Below are 24,331 nucleotides of genomic sequence, written 5' to 3'. Positions count from 1 at the left end.
GAATACGCTGAAACCGCCATGCCGACAACCGCTTAGCGAACCCTCACTGGATTCTGACCACAACTGTGTCCGCAGCGCCCGTGGCATCGATCACGGTGAGGCGGGCAAAGCCCGGCCCGGGCGGATCGATCAGGCGCTGGCGCCGGCTGTCGATCTCGCCAACGGCCAGTCCATTGACCAGCATGGTCAGCGGCAGCACGCCCCCGGACACTTTCACCGGCATCACCGAAGCCTCGCGTCCCGCGGATCGGTCGACATCGATGCGGGAGCCATTCAGCGGGAACTGAATGTGCGGCGCCTGCTCTGCGCCGGTCCGCACCAATTCCCCGACCGGCCGGAACCGGCGAAGGGGCATTGGCAACTTTGAATTGCTGGCGACAAGCGCCCCCTTGGGCGCCTTTGGCAGTGTCGCCGGCAGCTTGCCGCTGCGGGCAAAAGCGTCGAACAGGATCGGCGCCGCGGCGACGCGGCCGATCAGGCCGGGCACCGGCGCGCCATCGGGCCGGCCGACCCAGACGCCGATCGTGATGCGGCCGTCGAAGCCGACCGACCAGGCGTCACGATAGCCGTAGCTGGTGCCGGTCTTGAAGGCGATCCGGTTCCGGGCTGCGTTTTCCGGCGGCGGCGTCCCCAGCAGCACGTTGCCGACCTGCCAGGCGGCCGCCGAGTCCATCAGCCGCATCGGCTCGCGGGCGTTATCCTGCGCACCGTCAGCCGTCATGATCTCGCGCAGCGGCCTGGTGGTGCCGAGCCGCGGAAAGCCGGTATAGAGCTGGGCGAGGTCCTGCAGGGTCACACCGACGCCGCCAAGGCCCATGGCGAGGCCCGGGGCCTCGTCCTTCGGCAGCACCAGATTGCCACCCGCCTGCTTCAGCCGCGACGACAGCCGGCTGGCGCCGACGCGGTCCAGCAGCACGATCGCCGGTACGTTCAGCGACAGTTGCAGCGCCTTGCGCACCGGCACCGTGCCCTGGAACGTCATGTCGAAATTCTCCGGCGCATAGGAGCCGAAGCGCACCGGACGGTCCTCGATCAGGCTCTCCGGGTGCACGAAGCCGTCCTCGAAGGCGAGCCCGTAGATGAACGGCTTCAAGGTCGAGCCGGGCGAGCGCACCGCGCGAGTCATGTCGACCTGCCCTGCCCGCTTCTCGTCGAAATAGTCGGCCGATCCGACATGGGCGAGCACGTCGCCGCTGTCATTGTCGACCACGATGATGCCGACCGAGACGTTTGGTCCCAATGCGATGGCGCGATCGCGCGCCAGCGGCTCCAGCACCTTCTGCAGCGAGGCATCCAGCGTAAGGCGGATCATCGGCTGACCCTTGACGGCCGCCGAGGCCTGGTCGGCGGCATGCGGCGCCAGGATCGGCATCGGCTTGCGGAAGGTAGGCACGGCTTGCGCCTTCGCCTGCGCCGCGTCCTCGACGGAGATCACGTTCTCCGACACCATGCGGTCGAGCACGCGGTCCCGGCCGCGTCGAGCGGCCTCGGGATGGCGGTCGAGCCGGCGCGTCTCCGGTGACTGCGGCAGCGCCACCAAGAGGGCCGCTTCTGCCAGCGACAGCCGCTTCGGCTCCTTGCCGAAATATGCGATCGAGGCGGCGCGGATGCCTTCGAGATTGCCGCCATAGGGCGCGAGCGTCAGATAAAGATCAAGGATCTCGTCCTTGCTCTTCTGATGCTCGAGCTCGAGCGCGCGCACGATCTGCCTGAGCTTGGCGTGCAGCGAACGCTGCCGTCGCGGCTCCAGCAGCCGCGCCAGCTGCATCGTGATGGTCGAGCCGCCGGAGACGATATGGCCATGCGAGCCGAGTTGGATCGCGGCCCGCGCCAGCGCGCGTGGATCGACGCCGTGGTGGTCGTAGAAGCGCTGGTCCTCATAGGCGAACAGCAGCTTCAGATAGGTCGGATCGACGTCCTTCTTCGCGCTGACCGGCAGCCGCCAGCGCCCGTCCGCCATCGCATAGGCGCGCAAGAGCTTGCCGTGGCGGTCGACGACGGTGGTGGACAGCGCCTCGGCCTCGCGCAACGGCAGCGGGCCGAGGGAGATGGCGTAGGCGGTGAGTGCGAGAACGATTGCAACGATCGACAGGAGCGTACACACCAACAGCCGTTTGACGCCCCGCCCCCTCCTCCCGTCATGGCCGGGCTTGTCCCGGCCATCCACGTCGTGCGGAGGCAGCGTGGGTGCCCGGGACAAGCCCGGGCATGACGGAGTATGTGGCTCCGTCCTGCGCCCATCACCGCTCGTTCCAGCCTCGCTCATTTCGCCGCGCGGACCTCCACGGACCCCGTCCCGGTCCGACCATAGCGCGACGGATTGTACATGTCCTCGACATAGGCCTGCGGCAGCACGTATTTGCCGGGCGACACCGCGCGCACGACGTAAGCGACCGTGAACACGGACTTGGAATCCGCGGCGCGGTCGAGCGCGGCGGTGAAGCGGTCGTCGCGGAACTCGGTATTGACCGGTTCCTGGCCGTCCTCGATCCAGTCGAGCGTTCCGCTGTCTCCCGACGACACCAGATGCGGATTGTCGATCTCCAGCCCCGCCGGCAGATAGTCCGACACCATGATGTGCCCATATTCCGGCTTGGCCTCGGTGACCTTCAGCACGACAGCGAAACGGTCGTTCTGCTTCGCGGTTCTGATATCCGCCGGCTTGCCGTCGAGCGTGTAGTAGCCGCGCTCGATCTTGAAGCCGTTGGACGCCGCGGGCTCCGGCGTCAGCGGCGAGCCGGACACCGAGACCACCGCCTGCACCGGCGCATCGCCGGTATTGGTGATCTTCAGCGGCTGGCCTGAGAGCTCAGCCGCCTTGTAGCTACGGTACAGCGCCTGCTTCACCGCCTGGCCGTTCACGTCGAGCGTCAAGGTCTCCTTGGCGAGCGCCCGCGCCGCCAGCACCATCCACGCATTTTCCTGCGTCGAGGTGTAGGGCGTCAGCCCGCGCGCGGCCTCGACGCGGGCCACCGCCTGCGTCAGCGTCGCGCGCGGCGCATTGCCCTCGCCCGCCAGCGACACCAGCGCCGCGGCATCGCGCAGGTCGGAGCCGTAGTCGGTGCGGCCGAACACCAGCACCGGCTTCGGCGCGAGGCTGTCGGCTGCGGCACCGTAGACCCGCTCGGCGCGGGCGCGATCGCCGACCAGCGCGAGCGCGGCGGCGAGTTGCGCCTTGGCAATTGGAGTTGCCAGATTGCCGAGCTTGGTGTCGGCGAGATAGCGCAGGTCGCCGATCGGCGCCGCGCCGTTGCGCGCCAGGACGTAGAGGCCATAGGCAAGATCGCGGCCTCCTGTCTTCTCCGGCTCCTCGGCATTGACCACCGAGTTCCTGACGCGATCCAGCGCGCTCTTGAACAGCACGTCGGGCACCGCAAAGCCCTTTTCGCGGGCGCGGGTCAGGAAGTCCGTCACGTAGGCGTCGAGCCAGGGATCATCGCCGCCGGCCGACCAGAGGCCGAACGAGCCGTTCGAGCCCTGCCGCGCCAGCAAGCGATCGATCGAGTCGCGGATGCGCTGATCGACCTCGGTGTCCATCGCCAGATGCGCGCCGGCCGCGAGCTCATTGACATAGAGCAGCGGCATCGCTCGGCTGGTGATCTGCTCCGAGCAGCCGTGCGGGTAGCGGTCGAGCGCCTTGAGGATCGTCGCCGCGTCGAGCGCGGTCGACAGTCCCGCCGACAGCGACACCGTGCCGGTGCCCGCCACGAGGTCGGAGAACATGTCCGACGTCAGCGTCAGGCTCTCGCCCTTGGCCAGCGTCCGGATCGAGCGCCGCGCCAGCACCTGTGTCGCCGGCTTGACATCGAGCTGATAATGCCGCGCGAGGCTCAGCCCGTTCGGCCCCTTGATGTCGACGTCGAGCTGCGCCGTGCCGGTGCCCGAGGCGTCCAGCGGCAGGGTCGATGAGCCCCGCTGCTTGGCCGCAAGCTTCAACGTCACATTGGCATTGCCGGACAGCTTGACCGGACCGCTCGCTTTCACGGCCACGACATAGTCTCCGGGCGCGCCCTCGACATTGTCGACGTCGAATGACAGCGTGCCGCGGTCGCCCGACAGCAGGAAGCGCGGCAAGGTCGCGGTCAACACCACGGGATCGCGCACGGTGACATCGATGTTGGCACGGCCGACCTTGGTCGCGCTCCACGCCACCGCCATCACGCGCGCCGTGCCCGCGAACTCCGGAATGTCGAAGCTGACCTCAGCCGTGCCGTCCGGTCCGACGGTGACGATGCCCGAATACAGCGCCAGCGGTTTCTGCGTCGGCGGCGAGCCCTGCAGCTCGGCGCCGCCGGAGTCACCGCCGGAGCGGATCTGGCCGCGCGTGCCCTGCATGCCGTCGATCAGCTGGCCATAGAGATCGCGGATCTCGGCAGAGAGCTGGCGCTGGCCGAGATAATACTCGTCCGGCGCCGGCGGCTTATAGTTGGTGAGGTTGAGAATGCCGACATCGACCGCCGCGATGACGATCTTGGCGTCCTCGCCGGGATTGAGGCCGCCGATCTTGACCGGGATATTCAACGCCGAGCCCGGCCGCACCAGTGCCGGAGGTGTCAGCGCGACATTCAACGTGCGCGCCGACTTGTCGATGCCGAACCAGGCAACGCCGAGCGCGCGGCCCGGCATGCGCTGCGCGGCCGCATCGAGCGGACGGCGCAAGGTCGTCACGACATAGGCGCCCGCGCCCCAGTCCCTGCCGACCGCGAGCTTGACCTGGTTGGTGCCTTCCTTGACCTCGGTGGTCTGCGTCGTCAGCAGCCGGTCGCCAAGCACGTTGACCGTGAGCTTGCCAGCGGTGCGCGCATTCACCGTCACCACCATGGTGTCGCCCGACTGGTACTGCGGCTTGTCGAGCGAGGTCTCCAGGATGTCAGGCGTATCGGCGCTGCCCTCGGTGTACCAGCCGACGTCGAACTGCAGCGACGTCACTGGACCGTCGGCCTCGGCCGACTTGATGTCGAGCCGATAGCGTCCGGCCTCCGGCTGGAAGCTCAGCCGCGCCGGCTTGTTGGCAGCGATTGCGACGTCGCCGTCACCGACGCGTTTGGTCGACTTCACCGGCTCATACTCCCAATAGGAGTTCTGCCGGTACCATTGATAGCGCGACTCGATCTTCAGGAGCTCATAGCGCAGGCCATTGCGCGCTAGCGTCTTCCCCTCGGGCGAGACGAACACGATTTCGAACTCGGCCTTGTCGCCCTCGCCGACACTCTTGCCGGAAAACGACGGCTTGATGCCGATCTGCGCCGCCTTGGGCGCCACGGGGAGCACCAGCTTGCGCTCGACGGCGCGGCCGCCGGTCTCGGCCATGCGCACGAAGATCTGCGCCTCCTGCGGCCGGCTCGACGACGGCGGCTTCGGCAGGCTGACCGGGAAGGTCGCCGCGCCCTTGTCGTCGGTCTCGGGCAGCCCCTCGATCGGCGTGCGCTCGTTGGAGGCGCTCTCCTCGTCGGCGACGCCGAACTGATAGCCGGGGAAGCCCGGCCGCTCCGAGGCCGTGGTCACCAGCAGGTCGCCTTCAAGCTGCAGGCCGGAGGCCGGCGCACCATAGAGGAAATGGCCGTCGACCTTCACCTCCACCGGAGTCTCAGCCTTGATCTGCTTGTCCTTGGAGGACAAGTCGAATTCCAGCCGCTCGGGGACGTAGTCCTCGACCATGAACGTGGTCTCGCCGACCGCCGTCCCCTTCGGATCGGTGAAGGCGCGGACGCGATAGGTCCCGGTCGGCACTGCCGAGTTTAGCGCCACGCTGAACGAACGGCCGCCGGCGCCCTGATCCGGCAGCACGGCGCGGCGGAACTCGACGCCATCGGGACGCTCGACGACGAGCGTCAGCGGCGTGCCGGTCATGGCGTTGCCCTTGCCGTCGCGCAGCAGCGCGGTGAGGTAGACCGTCTCGTTGGAGCGGTAGACGCCGCGCTCGGAATAGACGAAAGCGTCGGGCCCCGTGGGCGCCTCGCGCCCGGCGACGCCGCGATCGGACAGGTCGAAGGCGGACGTCTTCAGGCTGAGGAAGGCATAGTCGGTCTTCTCGCCCGATACGGTCAGCATCGCCGGCGACAGCCCCCCCTCGCCACGCGCCAGGCCCGTCTCGAACAGCACGTGGCCGGCGTCGTCGGTCTTGCGCGTCGCCAGGATCTCGTTGTTGCGTGCCACCAGCCGCACCTCGGCGCGCGCGACCGGATCGGTCGAGGCCAGCGAATTGACGAACACGTGAATGCCGTCATTGCCGGAGAACGCGGCGACGCCGAGATCGGAGACGATGAACCATTGCGTCGCGAGCTGGCCGCCGCTGTCCTCGTCACTGTTGCCGCTGGTCGGGCCCTTCGGCGCGGCCGTCATCACATAGACGCCCGGCTGCATGTCGCTCAGCGCCTGGTCGACCGGGAAGGCAGTGGTGACGTCCTGGTTCAGGGTCATCGCGGTCGACAGCTCGCCGCTCCACACCTTCATGCCGCGCTCGTTGCCGAGATCGGTGAGCTGGTAGCTCGACAGCGGACGCTGGAAGTCGCTGTCGATGACGGTGTTGATCAGGTTGCGGTCGCCGATCCGGAACACGTTAATATTGACCGCGGGCGTGTTGACGCTGACCAGCGGAATGCCCTTCTGCCCGGTGCGCGGCAGCACATAGGCCTTGCCGGTGAAGCGCACGAACGGCTTGCGGTCGCGGACATAGATATTGAACTCGGCCGATTTCGGCAGGCTCTCCTTGACGCTAGAGGGCAGGCCGGCGCGCAGATTGATGTTGTAGCGCTCGCCATGCTTGAGTCCCTCGACGCAGAGCTGCTTGTCCTCCGAGGTCAGCGCCGGCTTGTCATTGCCGGCCTGTGCCACGAAGGGCGAAAAGTCGGTGCGCTTGGCCAGATCCTCGGAGAACTGGAAGCAGGCGCGCGGGCTCGCCGAGTCCGAATCCACGGTATAGTCGAGCAGCCTGAAGCCGTGTTCGTCGCGCATCCGCTCATACTGGCCGCGGACGTCGGCGACCTCACGGAGCTCGAGCGACATCCTGAGCGTATCCAGCGCCGGACGCCACAGCTTGCGCTCGGCCATGGTCTTTCCGAGCACCGCGAGCGCGTCGGCCTCCTCCCCGGCATTGCCGGCGCGCTGATAGGCGATGTAGGCCGCCGTCGAGGCGCGCTCGAGCAGGAAAGTCTGCTCCGACGAGTTGGCCGGCTTGATCTGGTTCAACACAGTGCGCGCCAGCCGCAGCCAGTTGCCGGAATCATCCGGCGCCGCGGTGGCGATCTGCCCGAGGATCTGCAGCCCGGTGCGCAGGTCGTTCCGGCGAAGCGCCGCGTCGGCGTCCGTGCGCAAGGTCGCCAGCGGCTTGTTCACCGCCCCCGCCTCGCTCTTGATCTGCGCCTCCAGCTTGATTGCGGCATCCGCCAGGTCGTCGCGCTTGAACGCCTTGTCGGCGGCGTGGGCAGAAGCAAGACCGAGCGCCATGATGGCGCAGAGGACGGCGGCGCGGACCAGACCGATCATGGGGCAGCTCCTTGGACGGCGATTTCGGCGGCTGTTCGGGACACGCGGAGGGATGTCCGTGTTTGGCCGATTCGTGGCGAGAATGGACGCGAAATGGTGACGGACTGATGGCAAAGGTTGCAGTGGACCGCTGAGCGGCCCGTCGCAGGCGCGATCATCGGCATGCACATGCGACAGGAAAATCTGTTCATCGACGGGCAATTCACGGGACATGGCATACAGACAAGCCGCGGCGGCCGCTGATCCGACGCCGCTGACGCGCAAATGGGGCGATAGACCCACCTCCGCCTCCGCTTGGTCTCCCCGGGCCTCCGTCGGGTTCGGCCGCTCTTGGCGAAACGGAAGATTTTTCATATGACCCGTGCTATGGAAAGCGCACCGGCCGGACGTCGCCCTCCGGCACCCATCCATGACGCTCATCCTCCGGACGTGCATCTTGGGATGGTCACCCGGCGATGCTCGTCTCGCGAAGACGGTCCCATAGCTCAACTGGATAGAGTAGCGGATTTCTACTCCGCGGGTTGCAGGTTCGAGTCCTGCTGGGATCGCCAATCGCCACGCCAGCGCCATCGTGGCGCCCCGCCGCTCGTTCATTTCGAAGCATCGCCGTGAGCGACAGGGCGTGCGCCACTAGGCTTGCCTTCGTTTGCCGGGCGCGTGGCCATGGCGTTGGGAGGCTCGGTTGGCGAAGCATGAGGCATCCCGGTTTCTGGTCAGAATCCTGCGGTCCCGATTCCGCGACCACAAGACGGAGCTGTCCGAGTTGCGGCGTCACATCCGGCGCGGCGACATCGTTTGCGACATCGGCGCCAACAAGGGCAGTTTTCTCTACTGGCTGGCACGGTGGTCGGCGCCGGGGCGGGTCGTCGCCTTCGAGCCCCAGCCGGATCTTGCCGAGCGATTGGCGCGGCTCTGTTCCCGGTTCTCGCTCGACAATGTCGTGGTCGAACCGCGCGCCGTCTATTCGTGCTCCAGCAGGAAAACCCTGTTCGTTCCCGAGGGGCATCAGCCCGGGGCCTCGCTGCTCCGGCCCGCCGAGACCTCGAGGGCGATCCAGGTGCAGACGACGTCGCTGGACGACTATCTCCCTGACATCGGAAACGTCTCTGCGATCAAGATCGACGTCGAGGGCGCCGAACTCGACGTGCTGCGCGGCGCCGAGCGCACCTTGCGCCGATGCCGGCCGTTGATCGTGGTCGAGTGCGACCGCCGCCTGGCGACGCTCGACAGGGTGAAGGAGACATTCTTGTTCCTGCGGGGTCTCGGCTATCAGGGCCAATTCCTGAGCCGCGGGAGATTGCTTCCGTTGTCTGCCTTCGACCCGGAAATCCATCAGCGCGCCGATGGCGAATGGTTCTGGAAGCGGAAGGACTATTGCAACAACTTCATCTTCAGGAGCGTGCGCGCGCCCATGTCCTATGACCGCGAAGCTTTCCTGGCTCCGATCGAAACCACTTCGCTGGGCGCACGAAGTCGTCTTGAAACAAACCCCCGGCATGTTGCCGAGCATCACGTCGACTGATGGGGGTTACCGATGTCCACGTTGCTGAGCTTCATTTTCGAGTCCTATTGCCTGAGCTGCCGGGCGATGTTTCCGGAGCTCGATACCGATCAATCGACCGTCGCTGAGTAGTACGCGCCAAACGGCAGGACTCGCGATCCGCGATTCCGCCGCGCGGGCCAGCGGTTCTGCTTTAGATGTTCGCCTGCAGCCTGCGACGCAGGATGACCCGCGCGCATTAAGCTTTCCTCTTCAGCTTAACGCCGGCTTCCATTTGACGCCGGCGCCCTTCATCCGCCACGTCTGGGGCGATGGAGTTGCATCATGTTTGAATTGGCCATTTTGACCGCAATCTGTTTCATTGCCGTTGTCGCCCTCACGATCATCTACCAGCGGCGCCAGGACGTTTTGTACGGCCCCTACATCTCGGACGTCTCGTGGCCGACGGCGCTGCCCGACGACCGCATGGAGGCGTCCTCGTCGTGACCTGGACAGGCTCTCAGAAGCCCACTCCGCAGGCGCCACGATCACGTCAGGGAAAATTGGTGGCCGCTGGACCGTCCGGCTTCACAAGCCGATGCGCCCACCGGCCTCGTTGAGCAACGCATCGAGCCGATCCGGGCTCATGCTTTGTCCGCCCGGCGTTTCAATGCTGACGCAGGCGGCGCCGAGACGCAGATAGGCGTTGGCCGTAAGCAGCGCGTCCTGCGCGCTGCGGCACCTGATGGTGGCGATCGCGCTGGCGCTTTGGGCCCGTACAGTGAAGGACGCTGCGGCCATGTAGGGCTGGCTCGTCTGTAAGCGGCGGCTGAAATGAAGCCGAAGCTTATTCAGAGGAGCCCGACGGCATCATTGAGGTGGATCAAAGCCGCCAGCCGAAGACTTCGTTAAAGGCGCCCCGCTCAGCTCCGGTTCAGCGACAGGCTGATACGGGTGACGATGCCGTCCCAATCGCGTTCCCAGGCCCGGGGATAGTTGATCAGCACGCAGTGCACATAGCCCCCAACGAAGTTGCAGCGATTGTACCAGACGTAGTCGCCCTTATAGCTCGACACCGCGAAGAAGCGCGAGGTGACGCGCTTGTATTGGATGTTCGGCGGCGGGTTCTTCCTGGCGAGGAACCGCGCAGGTGAGTCCTGCGCGTTGTTGGATATCGACTGCACGGTCAGATTGGCGCGGCCGTCGGCAGTCTGGAAGCGTTGGCCGTAGCCCTCGGGTTGGCCCGCCGTGTCCCTGAAGATCGAGACCGGAATGTCGACCGAGGTGCCGGTCTCCGGGATCCTGTAGGTGTTCCAGCGCACCGATTGGGCTGTCGCGGCGGTGCTCCAGCAGGCGGCGCACGCAAGCACTGCCATCGCCTTGATGATCGGATTCATGTGTGTCGTCCCGAACGGCTTGAGAAACCGATGACGTTGGACCACTTTCACGGCCGCGCGAAGGCAACGTCCGACATCAACGGCAGGGGAACGCACGACACTCGCCGAAGTTCATGGCTCCCGCAGGTCCCGTGCTCGGTCGCTTCCCATCATTGAATCCGGGACGGAGCGGGGTTCCGGGTTGCCGTCGGGCCGTCACCCGCCAGGATCTCGTTCGTCCCGGCCCCGGAGGGCTGCTCCAGTCTCTGCAAGAATGCATCCAGTTGCGGAGCGAGTTGCGAGACGACGAACCTCGAGCCTTCCGGGGTGAAATGGATGGTATCCCAAACGATCGGTGTTTCCGCGTCGATCGTCAGCGGACAACGCCTCTTGCTGCAAATCGTGCCGAGAATGGAAACGTATTGAACGAGCGGATACGCGCGGGCGATCTCTCGCAGACGATCGTCCGCCTCGAACGACGCATCTTTCGGCATCAGCGCATTGCCGATCGGGACGTGCGTCTGCTCATGGTTGAACAACGTCGACGCCAAGGGAGCTGGAAACTCGATCGAGGGACCGAGGAGCAGAACTGGAACTCCCGTTTCCTGAGCGACCGCCAGCAGCGCGTTCAAATAACCGTCGACGCGCCGTGCGGGGGGCTGGCCATAAGTTTCGAGATAGGCGCGCCAATTGCCGGAAAGAATGATGGCGTCAAAGCGGTGCGCCCTGATCTGATCGCGTAGCAGCTGATTGACGTCGTTACAGTTGCGCGAGCTGCGCAGCTTGAGCTCGACAAACGGCGGGCAGCCCCCTGACGTGAGCTGCAGAAGATGGTAGGCATCGGACGATAGGTAGCTGCGCAACGCCCAGGCATAATGCGCGGCAAGGCTGTCGCCGGCGAGCAGAATGTTGCGCTTGTTTGCAGCCGGCTTCAGGCACGCCTCGAAATCGTAGGCCGATGCCGGCTCATCGGGCTGCAAGAAGCAGCTATGCGCCCGATAGAACGGCTCCATCGTCCGGGAATCGTACCGGAGCATTCGCGCCTGTGATTGCGGGAAGCGATCGGCGTAGCCGTCATGCGCGACGCCGTGAATTCCGACCGCAACCAGGACGGCGGCAACGCCCGCGATCACCGGTGAGCCACGCACGCCGACCCACACGGTTCGCGCGCGCGCCGGCCGCTCGACGATGACATAGGAGAAATAGGCCAGCAGCAGCGAGCACAGTAGGAGTCCAGCCGTAGCGGCGGCTGAGGTCGCAACATCCAGCGGCAGCGCGGCCCTGCCGAGGACGAAAACCGGCCAGTGCCAAAGATAGAGCGAATAGGACAGACGACCGAGGAATGCTCCGATCTCGCTGAATGGCAGCCTGGGTCTGCCCTCCTCCTGATTGAACGCGACGATGTAGACCGCAGCACCGACACAGGGGATCAGCGCGTGCAATCCCGGGAAGCGGGTCTCTGCGCGGAAGGTGACCACGGCGAGCAGCATGGAGACCAAGCCCAAGGCCGCGAAGGCCAGGCGCGTCTCGCCTCTGACCGGTGACCATCGATGCAGGAAAAACGCAATGCTTCCGATCAAGAACTCCCAGGCCCGCAGCGGGGCGATGTAGAAGGCGGTCGAGGGCGATTGCTTGATCCAAAGCTCGTCGAGCACACACAGCGCGACCGTTCCGAGGATGACCAGCCCGAGTGACGGCTTCGACGTTGGGTCGGGAAACAGCCGGCTCCAGAGCCATGTCACGACCGGAAACAGGAAATAGAACTGCTCCTCCACCGACAATGACCAGGTGTGGATCAGAATCTTCCCGATCGTTGGCAGATCGAAATAGCCGGTCTGCGACCAGAAGAAGACGTTTGACGAAAACAGAACCGTGGAGATCGCGCTTCCGAAGAACATCCGGTAGTCGCCAGGAGGCGCCAAGAACCACGCGACCAGCCCGGTGACGACGATCATCAGATAGAGCGCCGGAAGCAGGCGCCGCGCCCTTCGTTCGTAGAAGGCGATGAACGAAAAGGAATTGGATTGAATGCCGGTCCAGATGAGACGGGAGATCACATAGCCGGAGATGACGAAGAAGATATCGACCCCGACAAACCCCCCGCCAAAGCCTGGCAACTCGTAATGAAATCCAATGACCGAAATCACGGCGACGGCGCGCAGCCAATCGATGTCCGAACGGTACTCTAAAACCTTTGCACGCGTCATGCTGGCAGCCCGGGCGGGCCGTTCGCCCTAACAAGTTACCTGCTGACATACCGCCAAATGAATTGCAACGTGCAGAAACACACGGAAATACCGTTGATGGCAGGTGTATCCGAATTGCCGCACCCACCTCAGGGGCCCATCACGCGGGATGCTGGAGGATCGCGGGCGCGGCCCGGCGCCCATTCGCCGGCGGCGTCATCCGATCCGCATCAGGAGGATTGGCGGCCGGTCGGGACATCCCGGTACTGAGATGGGACCGGTGATCGGAAGCTCGACAGGGCAGCGAGAACGCGCAGCATCCGTCCAGGCCGTCACCGGAGGGCGGGCATGCCACGCGCGCTTCCTCCATCATCCATGAACTGCCCATCACGCTGGCGCCTCAACTGGGCTCGACACGAGACGCCCGTGCGATCCCTGCTCGATGATTATGCGGCTGTTGTTTGATGAGCACACCCACCTGCGAGATTTCAGCGAACGGCTTCCGTCGTCACCACTCACATGATACCAGTCATGCTAAAGAAGCCGGCGAGCGAGTGGCGACATTGCCATAGCCGTTAACGCCGCGTCACAAATTGGCCGAGGTCGAGGTGAGCCGCCTCTATACTTCGAGTTGCTTTTGCAACCGCATTGGCGTCGTGGCTCGGACACTGCTCATCGGCCAGCGGGCCGCACAGGCTGAGAACACTCAAACCGCTTCCCCGATGGAATTAAGCTTAAAAACGTGCGGCGCCGCGTCGCCGCAACTTGGCAACTTCTTTCAGCAGCCAAGACGTGCAACAATACTGTACGCAACTAATATCAACCTCAGATTTAATTTACTGATCATTTACTTTCCGCAACTTTGCCCCAAAAACTGCACGATGCTGGGTTCCTCTTTCACAATTAGAACTCTTCTGGGACTCTACAAAAACCACGTCCCCAGAACGGGATCTAACAACCTCAGATATACTTTTCATAACTCACTCTCCGTCTTCGTTTCGCGTACAGAGGTCCCACAATGACAACACTCATCAAGGCTCTCCCGACCCATCTCGAAGAGACTCGTATCGACTCCGAGAAGCTGCGCACGATCCTGATGCTCTGCGGCGCCACGGCGTTTGGCTTCATTCTCCACGCCACCTACGGTCTCGATCTCAGCTACGCTTTCTTCTGATTTGATCAGTCCGCCGGTCGCGGGCTGGTACTCTTCATTGCCGGACGCAATCGGCGCCGGTCCCGGCTCGCGGGGTTATTGAACGGCCCCGCGCGTCGCCTTTTTCGCAGCGATACGCGTGTCATGCGAAGAATATGGAAGAGACCGTCCATCACAGGCTTGATCGTGCTTTTGCACAGCCTGGCCGCGTCGCTCCCACAATTCCGCCGCGACGACGCGACACGCTGAGGGTGTTGAGAATTGCGGTTGCTTGAGGACGAGTAGCGTCATGCGTTCACCAGTATATGATCTCTATCAGATGAAGCAGGATCGCTTGCCGAAAGGAGCCCGTTCGGCATGGCTGAGGACGAGGCCGAATGAGCCGCCACCTGCCGCCGACGACTGGGTCTTCGTCGGCAAGGAACGGCATCCGAGCCGGTGGACGGTCGCAGAGATGAATGAAAAAGGCACCTGCTACCGCGAGATTCCGATCTGGCTGTCGAGCCGCCGCAGCATGATGGCTGGATCGGCGGCCGAAAACAGCGCTCAGCCGCCGGCCGCCTGAGATTTCATCGGGGAGCGCTGACATGGCCGCGACGTGCGAGGTTCGTCAACGGCCTGGACAGCGCAATGAACGGGTTCGGCGGTCCTAAGCGAGTTGGACGCCGTAATAGTCGTCGACCTTGCGCCCTGCTCCGGCATCGCCCCAGTCCCACTCACGCTCGTCGGAATATTTCGGCGCACCTCGCAGCTGATTCTCGGTCACGCCGGTAACGTAGCCGCCGAGTCGCGTGTCGTACTTCAGGGATTGCCAGGGCAACGGGTAGTGGTCATTGCCAAGCCCGAGGAAGCCGCCGAAGCCCAGGACGGCATACGAGACCCGCCCGCTCAGCTTGTCGATCATCACGCGTTCGATGGTGCCGATCTAGGTGTCGTCGGCGCCATAGACGGCCGTGCCTTCGACCTTGTCGCTTCCAATCAGGTTGCCATATTCGCGTTCATCGAGCATCGATGTCATGTGATCCTCCCATGCCAATGGATCGGCAACGTTCGACCGTCACCGGCTGTTCCCAAGTCCCGCCGGACGCTCAGTCCGAATCCAAGTCTCCGCTGTGTTGCTTGCGATCCTGCGAAGGATGCCGCGTCGCCTCGCGCGAGGGCGCATCCGGCGATGTAGTCTTATGCACCCGCTGCGCACGCTCCTTGTCGGCGGGCTGGTCCTCGCCGCGTTCAGTCCTGACAATGCCTTGGCTTGGCTGCGTCATCGGATAGCTCCTTCTGTCGGTGATCCAAGCGCGCCGAGCTGGGTAGCGCCGACGCGGCCGCGGTTCGCGCCGTAACGACGCCGGCTACGCCTGTTCGTTCCCTCCTTGAGCTAACACGTCGCAGAATCGACCGCGTCACCCGGCTCAGCGCAGTTCGGAGGCCCTCGCCGGCGCAAGGCGCTGATCACCGGGGAGCGACTGCTGCATGGGACGCACTGACGCCCTCGCCGAAACGCGCCGAGCGACGACCCAACCGAAGAGCCGGATGCGCAGGAGGTCATCGCCTTGATCCGGGCGGGAGGGCGGAAGGCCGTCGCCATCACTGGCGACCTGCGCGACGAGGAGTTCTGCCGGCGGCTGGTGCAACAGGCCATCGAAGCGCTCGGCGGACTCGACATCGTCGCGGCAGCAGACGCGTCAGTCGATCCGGGACGTCTCTTCCGAAGATTTCGATGCAACCATGAAGGCCAACATTCATGCCCCGTTCTGGATCATCAAGGCCGCCTGCCCTCACGTCAAGCCGGGATCAGCCAACGAACTACGTAAAGTCGTTGGCCAAGCAGCCGGGCCGAAGGGTACTCGTAACGCCGTCGCTCCCGGCCAACCTGGACCCCGCTTCAGGTCTCCGGCGGAGCTGAAATGGAGACGCTGGACGCGCGGCGGCCAGACCCCGCTGGGCCGTACCGGCGAGCCGGCGGAGCTCGGATCGATCCATGTACAATTGGCGGCTGCAAACGCGACCTACGCCGATGGACAGGTCTATGGATCCTCTGGCGGATCGGCAGCTTTGATGCTGCCGCTGGTTCAGATGCGGGTGATGGGCTGCGGCAGCGAATACGCTTCCGTATGCACCTGGCGGATCGTCGTGAACGCGGCGACGGCCGATGCCAGGCCGAAGGCCGTCAGCAGTGCAATGAGAACGGTGCGGGCTGTCATGGGACGCTCCTCCATTCGGATTTGTTACTTGGGCAGCGCAGTCCGGGGCTCTCCGAGCGGCGCAATCTCGCCATCGAGCCAATCCTGCTGGAGGGCGAGGGCGTTCCAGCCCTGGGCCATCCGTTGATAGCGCCGGAACGCCGGCTCTCCGTCGGCGCGCTCCGCGAGCTGAAGACAGTTGTCTGCGTTCTCTCTGAAAAGATCTGATTGTTTCATCCCAATGAGTTGGTAGACGCGGCGGAGCGGTGCAACTCTGTTACATGATATTAATATTCGCCCTGCGCTCGATGGAACATGGCGCGCATTGCAGCGCCATCCGACCTCCTCCTGTCTCCCGCACCATTCCCCATCGTGCCTTCGGAGGCCATCGCGGCGACTGAGCTACCGATCTCGACCCGCGGTTCTCCGACGGCGTCTCTTCGTTGTTCCATGGAAATGGCCGTCCTATTTGGCAGTTAAATCCTTTGGAACCCTTTTGCTGGAGGGGAGTTGAGGTGCTTGTGCCAGCAGAAGCCGGTTCCATAAGCCTGAGAAATCGGCGTCCCGGCTTGATTTGGATAGTTGCGGCGGCTTGTATGCCGCCGGCTATACGAATCTCGGATTCTTGCTGGCAGGCGGTCTGCCACGGGGGAACTTGATGAGCGATGTCGATTCTGCTGCCGGTCCGATGCCCCTGCGCCAAGGGTTTGGTCGCCAAGGCAACGGAGCCGAGGCGGCCGATGCCAGCCAGGATCTGCTCCGTGTCCTCCAGGCGATGCGTTCCGGAGATTTCTCCGTGCGCATGAGCGGCGACTATCTCGGCATTGACGGCAAGATCGCCGACACGTTCAACGAGATCATTGCAGCCAACGAGCGGATGGCGCAGCAGCTCGAACGCGTCGGCCAGGTCGTGGGACGGGAGGGAAAGACGCGCCAGCGCGTGCGATTCGGCATTGCCAGCGGCTCCTGGGCGGACATGGAGAGCTCGATCAACACGTTGATCGACGATCTTCTATGGCCCACCCGCGAGGTGACGCGCGCGGTCGCCGCCGTGGCCCAAGGCGACCTCCTGCAGACCGTGAAGCTGGACGTCGATGGGCGGCCTCTGGGCGGCGAGTTCCTGCAGTCGGCGACCATCGTCAACACGATGATCAAGCAGCTCAGCGTCTTCACCTCCGAGGTGACGCGCGTGGCGCGCGAGGTCGGCACCGAGGGCAAGCTCGGCGGCCAGGCCCAGGTTCCCGAGGTCACGGGCGTCTGGAAGGACCTGACCGAGAGCGTCAACTCGATGGCCAACAACCTCACCGGCCAGGTCCGCAACATCGCGGAGGTGACGATCGCGGTGGCCAATGGCGACCTGTCGAAGAAGATCACCGTCGACGTGCGCGGCGAGATCCTGCAGCTGAAGGAAGCCATCAACACGATGGTCGATCAGTTGCGCTCGTTCGCCTCTGAGGTGACGCGCGTGGCGCGCGAGGTCGGCACCGACGGCAAGCTCGGCGGCCAGGCGATCGTTCCCGGCGTTGCCGGCACCTGGAAGGACCTCACCGACTCCGTCAACGCGATGTGCGGCAACCTCACCGCTCAGGTCCGCAACATTGCCAACGTCACCACTGCGGTCGCCCGCGGCGACCTGTCACGCAAGATCACGGTCGACGTGCGCGGCGAGATCTTGGAGCTGAAGGACACCATCAACACGATGGTCGACCAGCTCAACGCCTTCGCCTCCGAAGTGACGCGCGTGGCGCGCGAGGTCGGCACCGAGGGCAAGCTCGGCGGCCAGGCGCAGGTGCCGGGCGTTGCCGGCACCTGGAAGGATCTCACCGACAACGTGAACTTCATGGCGTCGAACCTGACGGCCCAGGTGCGCAACATCGCCGACGTCGCGACCGCCATCGCCAGCGGCGATCTATCAAAGAAGATCACGGTCAACGTCTCCGGCGAGATACTTCAGTTGAAGGAGACGCTGAACACGATGGTCGACCAGCTCAACGCGTTCGCCGGCGAGGTCACGCGCGTCGCGCGCGAGGTCGGCACCGACGGTCGGCTCGGCGGCCAGGCCAACGTGCTCGGCGTTGCCGGCACCTGGAAGGATCTCACCGAGAGCGTCAACTCGATGGCGTCGAACCTGACGGCGCAGGTCCGCAACATCGCGGAGGTGACGACCGCCGTCGCCAATGGCGACCTGTCCAAGAAGATCACCGTCGATGTGCGGGGCGAGATCCTGGAGCTGAAGGACACCATCAACACGATGGTCGACCAGCTCAACGCCTTCGCCGGCGAGGTGACGCGCGTGGCGCGCGAGGTCGGCACCGAGGGCAAGCTCGGCGGCCAGGCCATGGTGCGTGGAGTCGCCGGCACCTGGAAAGACCTCACCGACAGCGTCAACTCGATGGCCTCGAACCTGACCGGCCAGGTCCGCAACATCGCGGAGGTCGCCACCGCCGTCGCCAAGGGCGACCTGTCGAAGAAGATCACGGTCAACGTCTCCGGCGAGATCCTTCAACTGAAGGAGACGCTGAACACGATGGTCGACCAGCTCAACGCCTTTGCTGGCGAAGTCACCCGCGTGGCGCGCGAGGTCGGCACCGACGGCAAGCTCGGCGGCCAGGCCGAGGTGCCCGGCGTCGCCGGCACCTGGAAGGACCTCACCGACAGCGTCAACTCGATGGCCGGCAATCTGACCGCCCAAGTGCGCAACATCGCCGAGGTCGCAACCGCCATCGCCGGCGGCGACCTGTCGCGCAAGATCACGGTGGACGTCCGCGGCGAGATCCTGAGCCTCAAGGAGACGCTGAACACGATGGTGGATCAGCTCAACCGCTTCGCGGGCGAGGTGACGCGCGTGGCGCGCGAGGTCGGCACCGAGGGCCGGCTCGGCGGCCAGGCCAACGTCCCCGGCGTCGCCGGCACCTGGAAGGATCTCACCGACAGCGTCAACTCGATGGCCGGCAATCTGACGGCCCAGGTCCGCAACATCGCCGAGGTGACCACGGCCGTGGCGCGCGGTGACCTCTCCCGCAAGATCACCGTGGACGTGAAGGGCGAAATCCTCGAGCTGAAAAACACCATCAACACGATGGTGGACCAGCTCAACGCCTTCGCGTCCGAAGTGACGCGCGTCGCCCGTGAGGTCGGCACCGAAGGCAAGCTCGGCGGCCAGGCCGAGGTGCCCGAAGTCGCTGGTACCTGGAAGGACCTCACCGACAGCGTCAACTTCATGGCCTCGAACCTGACCGCGCAGGTCCGCAACATCGCCGAGGTCGCGACCGCCATCGCCGGCGGCGACCTATCGAAGAAGATCACGGTCGACGTGCGCGGCGAAATCCTGCTGCTCAAGGACACCCTGAACACGATGGTGGAGCAGTTGCGCTCGTTCGCGGCCGAAGTGACGCGCGTCGCGCGCGAGGTCGGCACCGAGGGCCGGCTGGGCGGCCAGGCCGTTGTGCCCGGGGTCGGCGGCACCTGGAAGGATTTGACCGACAACGTCAACCTGCTCGCGGCCAACCTGACCACGCAGGTCCGCAACATCGCAGAGGTCACCACCGCGGTGGCGCGCGGCGACCTGTCGCGCAAGATCACCGTCGACGTGAAGGGCGAAATCCTCGAGCTGAAGAACACCATCAACACCATGGTCGATCAGCTCAACGCCTTCGCCGGCGAGGTGACGCGCGTGGCGCGCGAGGTCGGCACCGAAGGCAAGCTCGGCGGACAGGCGCAGGTGCCGGGCGTTGCCGGCACCTGGAAAGACCTCACCGATACCGTGAACTTCATGGCCGCGAACCTGACCGAGCAGGTCCGCGGCATCGTCAAGGTCGTGACCGCCGTCGCCAACGGCGATCTCAAGCAGAATCTCACGGTCAAATCGAAGGGCGAGGTCGCAGCGCTCGCCGACACCATCAACAACATGACGGAGACGCTGGCGACCTTCGCCGACCAGGTGACGAGCGTGGCCCGCGAGGTCGGCGTCGAGGGCAGGCTCGGCGGTCAGGCCAACGTGCCCGGCGCGGCCGGCACGTGGAAGGACCTGACCGGCAACGTCAACCTGCTCGCGGCCAATCTGACGTCCCAGGTGCGCGCTATCGCCGAGGTCGCGACGGCCGTGACCAAGGGCGATCTCACCCGCTCCATCCAGGTCGATGCCCGCGGCGAGGTGGCCGAGCTCAAAGACAACATCAATACGATGATCACCAATCTGAGGCTCACCACCGACCTCAACACCGAGCAGGATTGGCTCAAGACGAACCTCGCCAAGTTCACCAACATGCTGCAGGGCCAGCGCGACCTGACCACCGTCGGCCGCCTGCTGCTGACCGAGCTGACGCCGCTGGTGAACGCCCATCGCGGTGTGATCTATCAGGTCGAGACTGAGTCCGCGCCACAGCTGCGCCTGCTCGCCTCATACGCCGATGACGGCATCTATCCTCACCGGACGCATGTCCAGTTCGGCGAGGGCCTCATCGGGCAATGCGCGATCGACAAACGCCAGCGGCTGGTCTCGGAGATCCCAGCCGACTTCATCCCCGTGGGCTCCGCCCTGCTCCGCGCCGTCCCGAAGAACCTCGTGGTGCTGCCGGTGTTGTTCGAGAACCAGGTCAAGGCGGTGATCGAGCTGGCGTCGCTCAGCCCATTCACGACGTCGCAGATGACATTCCTCGAGCAGCTCACCGACTCCATCGGCATCGTGCTCAATTCGATCGAAGCCACGATGCAGACCGAGGGACTGTTGAAGCAGTCGCAGCAGCTCGCCGCGGAGCTTCAGACCCAGCAGCGCGAGCTGCAGCAGACCAACGAACAGCTCGAGCAGAAGGCGCAACAGCTCGCCGAGCGCAACGTCGAGGTCGAGCGCAAGAACCAGGAGATCGAGCAGGCCCGCCGCGCGCTCGAGGAAAAGGCGACCGAACTCGCGCTGACATCCAAGTACAAGTCCGAGTTCCTCGCCAACATGTCGCACGAGCTGCGCACGCCGCTCAACAGCATCCTGATCCTCGGCCAGCAGCTGACCGAGAATCCGGACGGCAATCTCACTCTCAAGCAGGTCGAGTTCGCCCGCACCATCCATGGCGCCGGCACCGATCTGCTCAATCTGATCAGCGACATCCTCGATCTCTCCAAGATCGAGTCCGGCACCGTGACGGTCGATGCCGAGGAGATCCTCACCACCAACCTCCTGGATACCGTGGGACGTCCGTTCCGCCACGAGGCAGAAAACCGCCTGCTCGCCTTCAACATCGACGTCGACCCGAACCTGGCCCGCAGCATCGTCACGGATTCCAAGCGCTTGCAGCAGGTGCTGAAGAACCTGCTTTCGAACGCCTTCAAGTTCACCGCCGAAGGAGGGGTGCGCTTGAAGGTGTCTGCGGCGCTCGGCGGATGGAGCGCAGAACATCCGGTGCTCAACACTGCGCCGGCCGTGATCGCGTTCGAGGTCTCGGACACCGGCATCGGCATTCCGCAAGACAAGCAGAAGCTGATCTTCGAGGCGTTCCAGCAGGCGGATGCCGGCACGAGCCGCAAATATGGCGGCACCGGTCTCGGGCTCGCGATCAGCCGCGAGCTCGCCAACCTCCTGGGCGGCGAGATCCATCTCAAGAGCGCCCCCGGCAAAGGCAGCACCTTCACGCTCTATCTGCCGCTCAAATATTCAGGTCCCGCAACGACGCCGCGCGTCAGTCCCGCATCGCCCGTTCCCTACGTTCAACCTCCAGCCCTTCAGCAAGCGGCAGCGCCGGAGCGCGGGATCGAGCCGCCGCCGGACGATCGTCTCGATCTCGAACCCGGCGATACGATCCTGCTCGTGGTCGAGGACGATCCACACTACGCGCGCGTCCTGATCGACCTCGCGCGCGATAAGGGCTTCAAGGTCCTGATCGCCGGCCGCGGCGCCGAAGCGCTGGATCTCGCCAAGCAGTATCAACCAGCCGCGATCTCTCTGGACGTCTTCCTGCCGGATATGCTCGGCTGGACCGTTCTGAGCCAGCTCAAGCATAATCCGCTGACGCGGCACATCCCGGTGCAGATCATCACGCTCGACGAAGATCGCCAGCACGCTTTGGCGCGTGGCGCCTTCTCCTTTGTCAGCAAGCCCACGACAACAGAAGGCGTCAGCGCGGCCCTGTCGCAGATCAAGGAATACGCCAAGCCGCGACGCAAGCGGCTGCTGATCGTCGAGGACAACGCGGCCGAGCAGCTCAGCATCCGCCAGCTGTTGGATCACGACGACATCGAGATCATCGCGGCGGATACGGGAGCTGCGGCGCTCGATACGCTGCGTAGCGCCCCGTGCGATTGCGTGGTTCTCGATCTGCGGCTGCCCGACATGAGCGGGTTCGACGTCCTCGATCAATTGCGCTCCGACGAATTCTTGTCGAGCGTTCCGGTGGTCGTCTTCACCGGGCGGGAATTGTCGGCCGAGGAGGATGCGGAACTGCATACGATGGCGCGGAGCATCGTCGTCAAGGGCGTGGAATCGCCGGAGCGGCTGCTCGACGAGACGTCGTTGTTCCTGCACCGTGTGATTACGGAACTGCCGCTCGAGAAGCAGCGCATGCTCGAGAAGCTGAACAGTTCCGACGAGGATCTGATCGGCAAGACGGTGCTGCTGGTCGACGACGACGCCCGCAACATCTTTGCTCTCTCCAGCGTGCTGGAACGCCGCGGCATGAAAGTGCTGACGGCGACCACCGGCAGCGAAGCGATCGACCTGGTGCAGAGCAATCCTGCAATCGCGATCGTCCTCATGGACATCATGATGCCGCAGATGGATGGTTATCAGACAATCGGCGTCATCAGGCAAAACCCCGCCTTCGTCCGGCTCCCCATCATCGCGTTGACCGCGAAAGCCATGAAGGGAGACCGTGAAAAGTGTCTCGAAGCTGGCGCCTCCGATTATCTGGCAAAACCCGTCAACACCGAGCAGCTGCTTCTTGCGATTCGCATGTGGCTGCACCGCTGAACGGCTCATCATGATGGAACATGCGAAGGTCAACATCCTCCTGGTCGACGATCAGCCCGCGAAGCTGCTGGCCTACGAGGTCATCCTGAAGGAACTCGGCGAAAACCTCGTAGTCGCCACCTCTGGTCGCGAGGCGCTCGAAATTCTGTTGAAGAACGAGATCGCCGTGATCCTCGTCGACGTCTGCATGCCTGAGCTCGACGGTTTCGAGCTGGCGCAAATGATCCGTGAGCATCCGAGGTTCCAGAAGATTGCGATCATCTTCATCTCCGCCATCCAGGTAAGCGACTTCGATCGCCTGCGTGGTTATGAGATGGGCGCCGTCGATTACGTGCCGGTTCCCGTCGTGCCGGAGGTGCTGCGCGCCAAAATCAAGGTCTTTGCCGAGCTCTATCGCAAGACACGCGAGCTCGAACATCTGAACCTTGAGCTGGAGGACCGGGTACGGGCTCGCACGGCCGAGCTTGAGCGATCAACAGCAAAGCTCGTCGAGAGCGAGCAGCGTCGGAGCATGGCGATCGCGGCCGGTCGGATGGGCTCATGGGACTGGGACGGTGTCAATGGCGACTGGATGTGGGACGAGGGCCAGTACCGCATCTTCGGCGTCACGCCGCAGAACTTCGAGCTGAACACCGTGAACATCATGGCGCTGCTGCACCGGGAGGATGCCGAGCGCGCCCGCCAGGTGGTCGCGGAATTCAGCCGTGGCACGGCTTCGTATGAGGCTGAGTTCCGGATCAACCGGCCCGATGGCGAAGAGCGGTGGTGCGTTGGAACGGCCGCGGCGACCACCGACAGGACTGGCCGCGTGATCCGCGTCAGCGGGGTCACGATCGACATCACCGAGCGCAAGCGCGCCGAGGAACGACAGAACCTGCTGACCCGCGAGGTCGATCATCGTGCCAAGAATGCGCTGACCTTGGCCCAGTCGATCGTGCGGCTCACCAAGGCGGACAGCGTGAAGACCTATGTCAACGCGGTAGAGGGGCGCATCAGCGCACTGGCCCGCGTTCACACCATCCTCTCGCTATCAAGCTGGGAAGGTGCGAAGATAAGCAGGTTGGTGGCCGAAGAACTTGCACCCTATGCACCGGGCGGCCAGGTCGCCTTTGACGGTGCCGAGCTGCAACTCGAGCCTGCGACCGCACAGACGCTGGCGTTGGCGCTGCACGAGCTGGTGACAAACTCGGCCAAATACGGCGCGCTGTCGGTCCGCTCCGGACATCTCTCGGTCAAATGGACCATCGAGGATGAGCGCCTGGATCTGATCTGGATTGAAACCGGCGGTCCCTTGGTGCGCGCACCGACCTCGCGCGGCTTCGGCACGCGCAGCCTGATGGCCAGTGTGGAAAGCCAGCTTGGTGGGCGCGCCTCCTTCGACTGGCGTCCAGAGGGATTGGTGTGCCGGCTGGTCGTCCCGCTGCGCCCCGGCGCGACCCCGCCGGAGATCACGAGCCCTTGCGCAACGGCGGCACCGGGCGACGCACGACAACGGGCTGCCGGCTGACCGCTCCGG

13 protein-coding genes, 1 tRNA gene and 2 pseudogenes are annotated in these 24,331 nt (G+C 64.6%); 8 read left to right on the top strand and 8 right to left on the bottom strand.

The window, feature by feature from the left end:
- Positions 1 to 43: 43 nt before the first annotated feature.
- Together pbpC and ACQR1D_RS17290 are read right to left on the bottom strand one after the other, a co-directional pair.
- A complete protein-coding gene (pbpC, locus tag ACQR1D_RS17295) occupies positions 44 to 2,266 on the bottom strand; it encodes a penicillin-binding protein 1C (protein ID WP_434839871.1) in 2,223 nt (740 codons plus the stop codon).
- A complete protein-coding gene (locus ACQR1D_RS17290; protein WP_434839870.1) occupies positions 2,263 to 7,485 on the bottom strand; it encodes an alpha-2-macroglobulin family protein in 5,223 nt (1,740 codons plus the stop codon). Before ACQR1D_RS17290 ends, pbpC begins: the two co-directional genes overlap by 4 nt.
- 474 nt (positions 7,486 to 7,959) lie before the next feature.
- On the opposite strand from ACQR1D_RS17290, the gene ACQR1D_RS17285 reads away from it, so the two are divergent.
- The 3 genes from ACQR1D_RS17285 to ACQR1D_RS17275 all read left to right on the top strand — a co-directional run bounded on the left by ACQR1D_RS17285 (position 7,960) and on the right by ACQR1D_RS17275 (position 9,472).
- Positions 7,960 to 8,036 (top strand) — tRNA-Arg (locus ACQR1D_RS17285).
- A 131-nt stretch (positions 8,037 to 8,167) separates the two neighbouring features.
- Complete coding sequence (locus ACQR1D_RS17280; RefSeq protein WP_434839901.1) at positions 8,168 to 9,007, top strand: FkbM family methyltransferase; 840 nt, start codon at positions 8,168 to 8,170, stop codon at positions 9,005 to 9,007.
- Between the two features lie 303 nt (positions 9,008 to 9,310).
- A complete protein-coding gene (locus ACQR1D_RS17275) occupies positions 9,311 to 9,472 on the top strand; it encodes a hypothetical protein (RefSeq protein ID WP_315799902.1) in 162 nt (53 codons plus the stop codon).
- An 81-nt stretch (positions 9,473 to 9,553) separates the two neighbouring features.
- Here ACQR1D_RS17275 and ACQR1D_RS17270 read toward each other — a convergent pair whose 3' ends face one another.
- The 3 genes from ACQR1D_RS17270 to ACQR1D_RS17260 all read right to left on the bottom strand — a co-directional run bounded on the left by ACQR1D_RS17270 (position 9,554) and on the right by ACQR1D_RS17260 (position 12,548).
- A complete protein-coding gene (locus tag ACQR1D_RS17270; RefSeq protein WP_315799901.1) occupies positions 9,554 to 9,766 on the bottom strand; it encodes a hypothetical protein in 213 nt (70 codons plus the stop codon).
- Between the two features lie 122 nt (positions 9,767 to 9,888).
- Positions 9,889 to 10,362, bottom strand: coding sequence for a hypothetical protein (locus ACQR1D_RS17265; RefSeq protein ID WP_434839869.1), 474 nt, complete (start codon positions 10,360 to 10,362; stop codon positions 9,889 to 9,891).
- 149 nt (positions 10,363 to 10,511) lie between these two features.
- Positions 10,512 to 12,548, bottom strand: a complete 2,037-nt coding sequence (locus tag ACQR1D_RS17260) for an acyltransferase family protein (RefSeq protein WP_434893913.1) — start codon at positions 12,546 to 12,548, stop codon at positions 10,512 to 10,514.
- A 997-nt stretch (positions 12,549 to 13,545) separates the two neighbouring features.
- Between ACQR1D_RS17260 and ACQR1D_RS17255 the strand changes: the two genes are divergently transcribed.
- Both ACQR1D_RS17255 and ACQR1D_RS17250 read left to right on the top strand, forming a co-directional pair.
- Positions 13,546 to 13,701: a hypothetical protein gene (locus tag ACQR1D_RS17255; protein WP_315738062.1), complete on the top strand. Its 156-nt coding sequence runs from the start codon at positions 13,546 to 13,548 to the stop codon at positions 13,699 to 13,701.
- A gap of 268 nt (positions 13,702 to 13,969) precedes the next feature.
- The gene (locus ACQR1D_RS17250) at positions 13,970 to 14,245 is read left to right on the top strand and encodes a hypothetical protein (RefSeq protein ID WP_315799898.1); all 276 of its coding nucleotides are present in this window, start codon (positions 13,970 to 13,972) and stop codon (positions 14,243 to 14,245) included.
- Between the two features lie 84 nt (positions 14,246 to 14,329).
- On the opposite strand, the pseudogene ACQR1D_RS17245 reads toward ACQR1D_RS17250, so the two are convergent.
- Positions 14,330 to 14,698: pseudogene (locus ACQR1D_RS17245) on the bottom strand (PRC-barrel domain-containing protein).
- Positions 14,699 to 15,074: 376 nt separating this feature from the next.
- Here ACQR1D_RS17245 and ACQR1D_RS17240 point away from each other — a divergent pair.
- A pseudogene (locus tag ACQR1D_RS17240) lies at positions 15,075 to 15,735 on the top strand (SDR family oxidoreductase); the annotation flags it as partial.
- 14 nt (positions 15,736 to 15,749) lie between these two features.
- Here the strand turns inward: ACQR1D_RS17240 and ACQR1D_RS17235 are convergent.
- Entirely contained in the window at positions 15,750 to 15,881 is a 132-nt protein-coding gene (locus tag ACQR1D_RS17235; RefSeq protein WP_316178652.1) for a hypothetical protein, read from the bottom strand.
- Between the two features lie 24 nt (positions 15,882 to 15,905).
- Positions 15,906 to 16,097: a hypothetical protein gene (locus tag ACQR1D_RS17230; RefSeq protein WP_315799896.1), complete on the bottom strand. Its 192-nt coding sequence runs from the start codon at positions 16,095 to 16,097 to the stop codon at positions 15,906 to 15,908.
- A gap of 538 nt (positions 16,098 to 16,635) precedes the next feature.
- Here ACQR1D_RS17230 and ACQR1D_RS17225 point away from each other — a divergent pair.
- Complete coding sequence (locus ACQR1D_RS17225; RefSeq protein ID WP_434893921.1) at positions 16,636 to 22,815, top strand: HAMP domain-containing protein; 6,180 nt, start codon at positions 16,636 to 16,638, stop codon at positions 22,813 to 22,815.
- A gap of 13 nt (positions 22,816 to 22,828) precedes the next feature.
- Positions 22,829 to 24,322 carry an HWE histidine kinase domain-containing protein gene (locus ACQR1D_RS17220; RefSeq protein WP_316178950.1) on the top strand — a complete coding sequence of 498 codons (1,494 nt, stop codon included), beginning with the start codon at positions 22,829 to 22,831 and terminating at the stop codon, positions 24,320 to 24,322.
- Positions 24,323 to 24,331: the final 9 nt, after the last annotated feature.

This window comes from Bradyrhizobium sp. HKCCYLRH2047 (assembly GCF_051168175.1).
In the GTDB taxonomy this organism is placed as follows: Bacteria; Pseudomonadota; Alphaproteobacteria; order Rhizobiales; family Xanthobacteraceae; genus Bradyrhizobium.
Note: the sequence above shows the minus strand (reverse complement) of the source record. Positions and strands in the feature narration are given on the sequence as shown.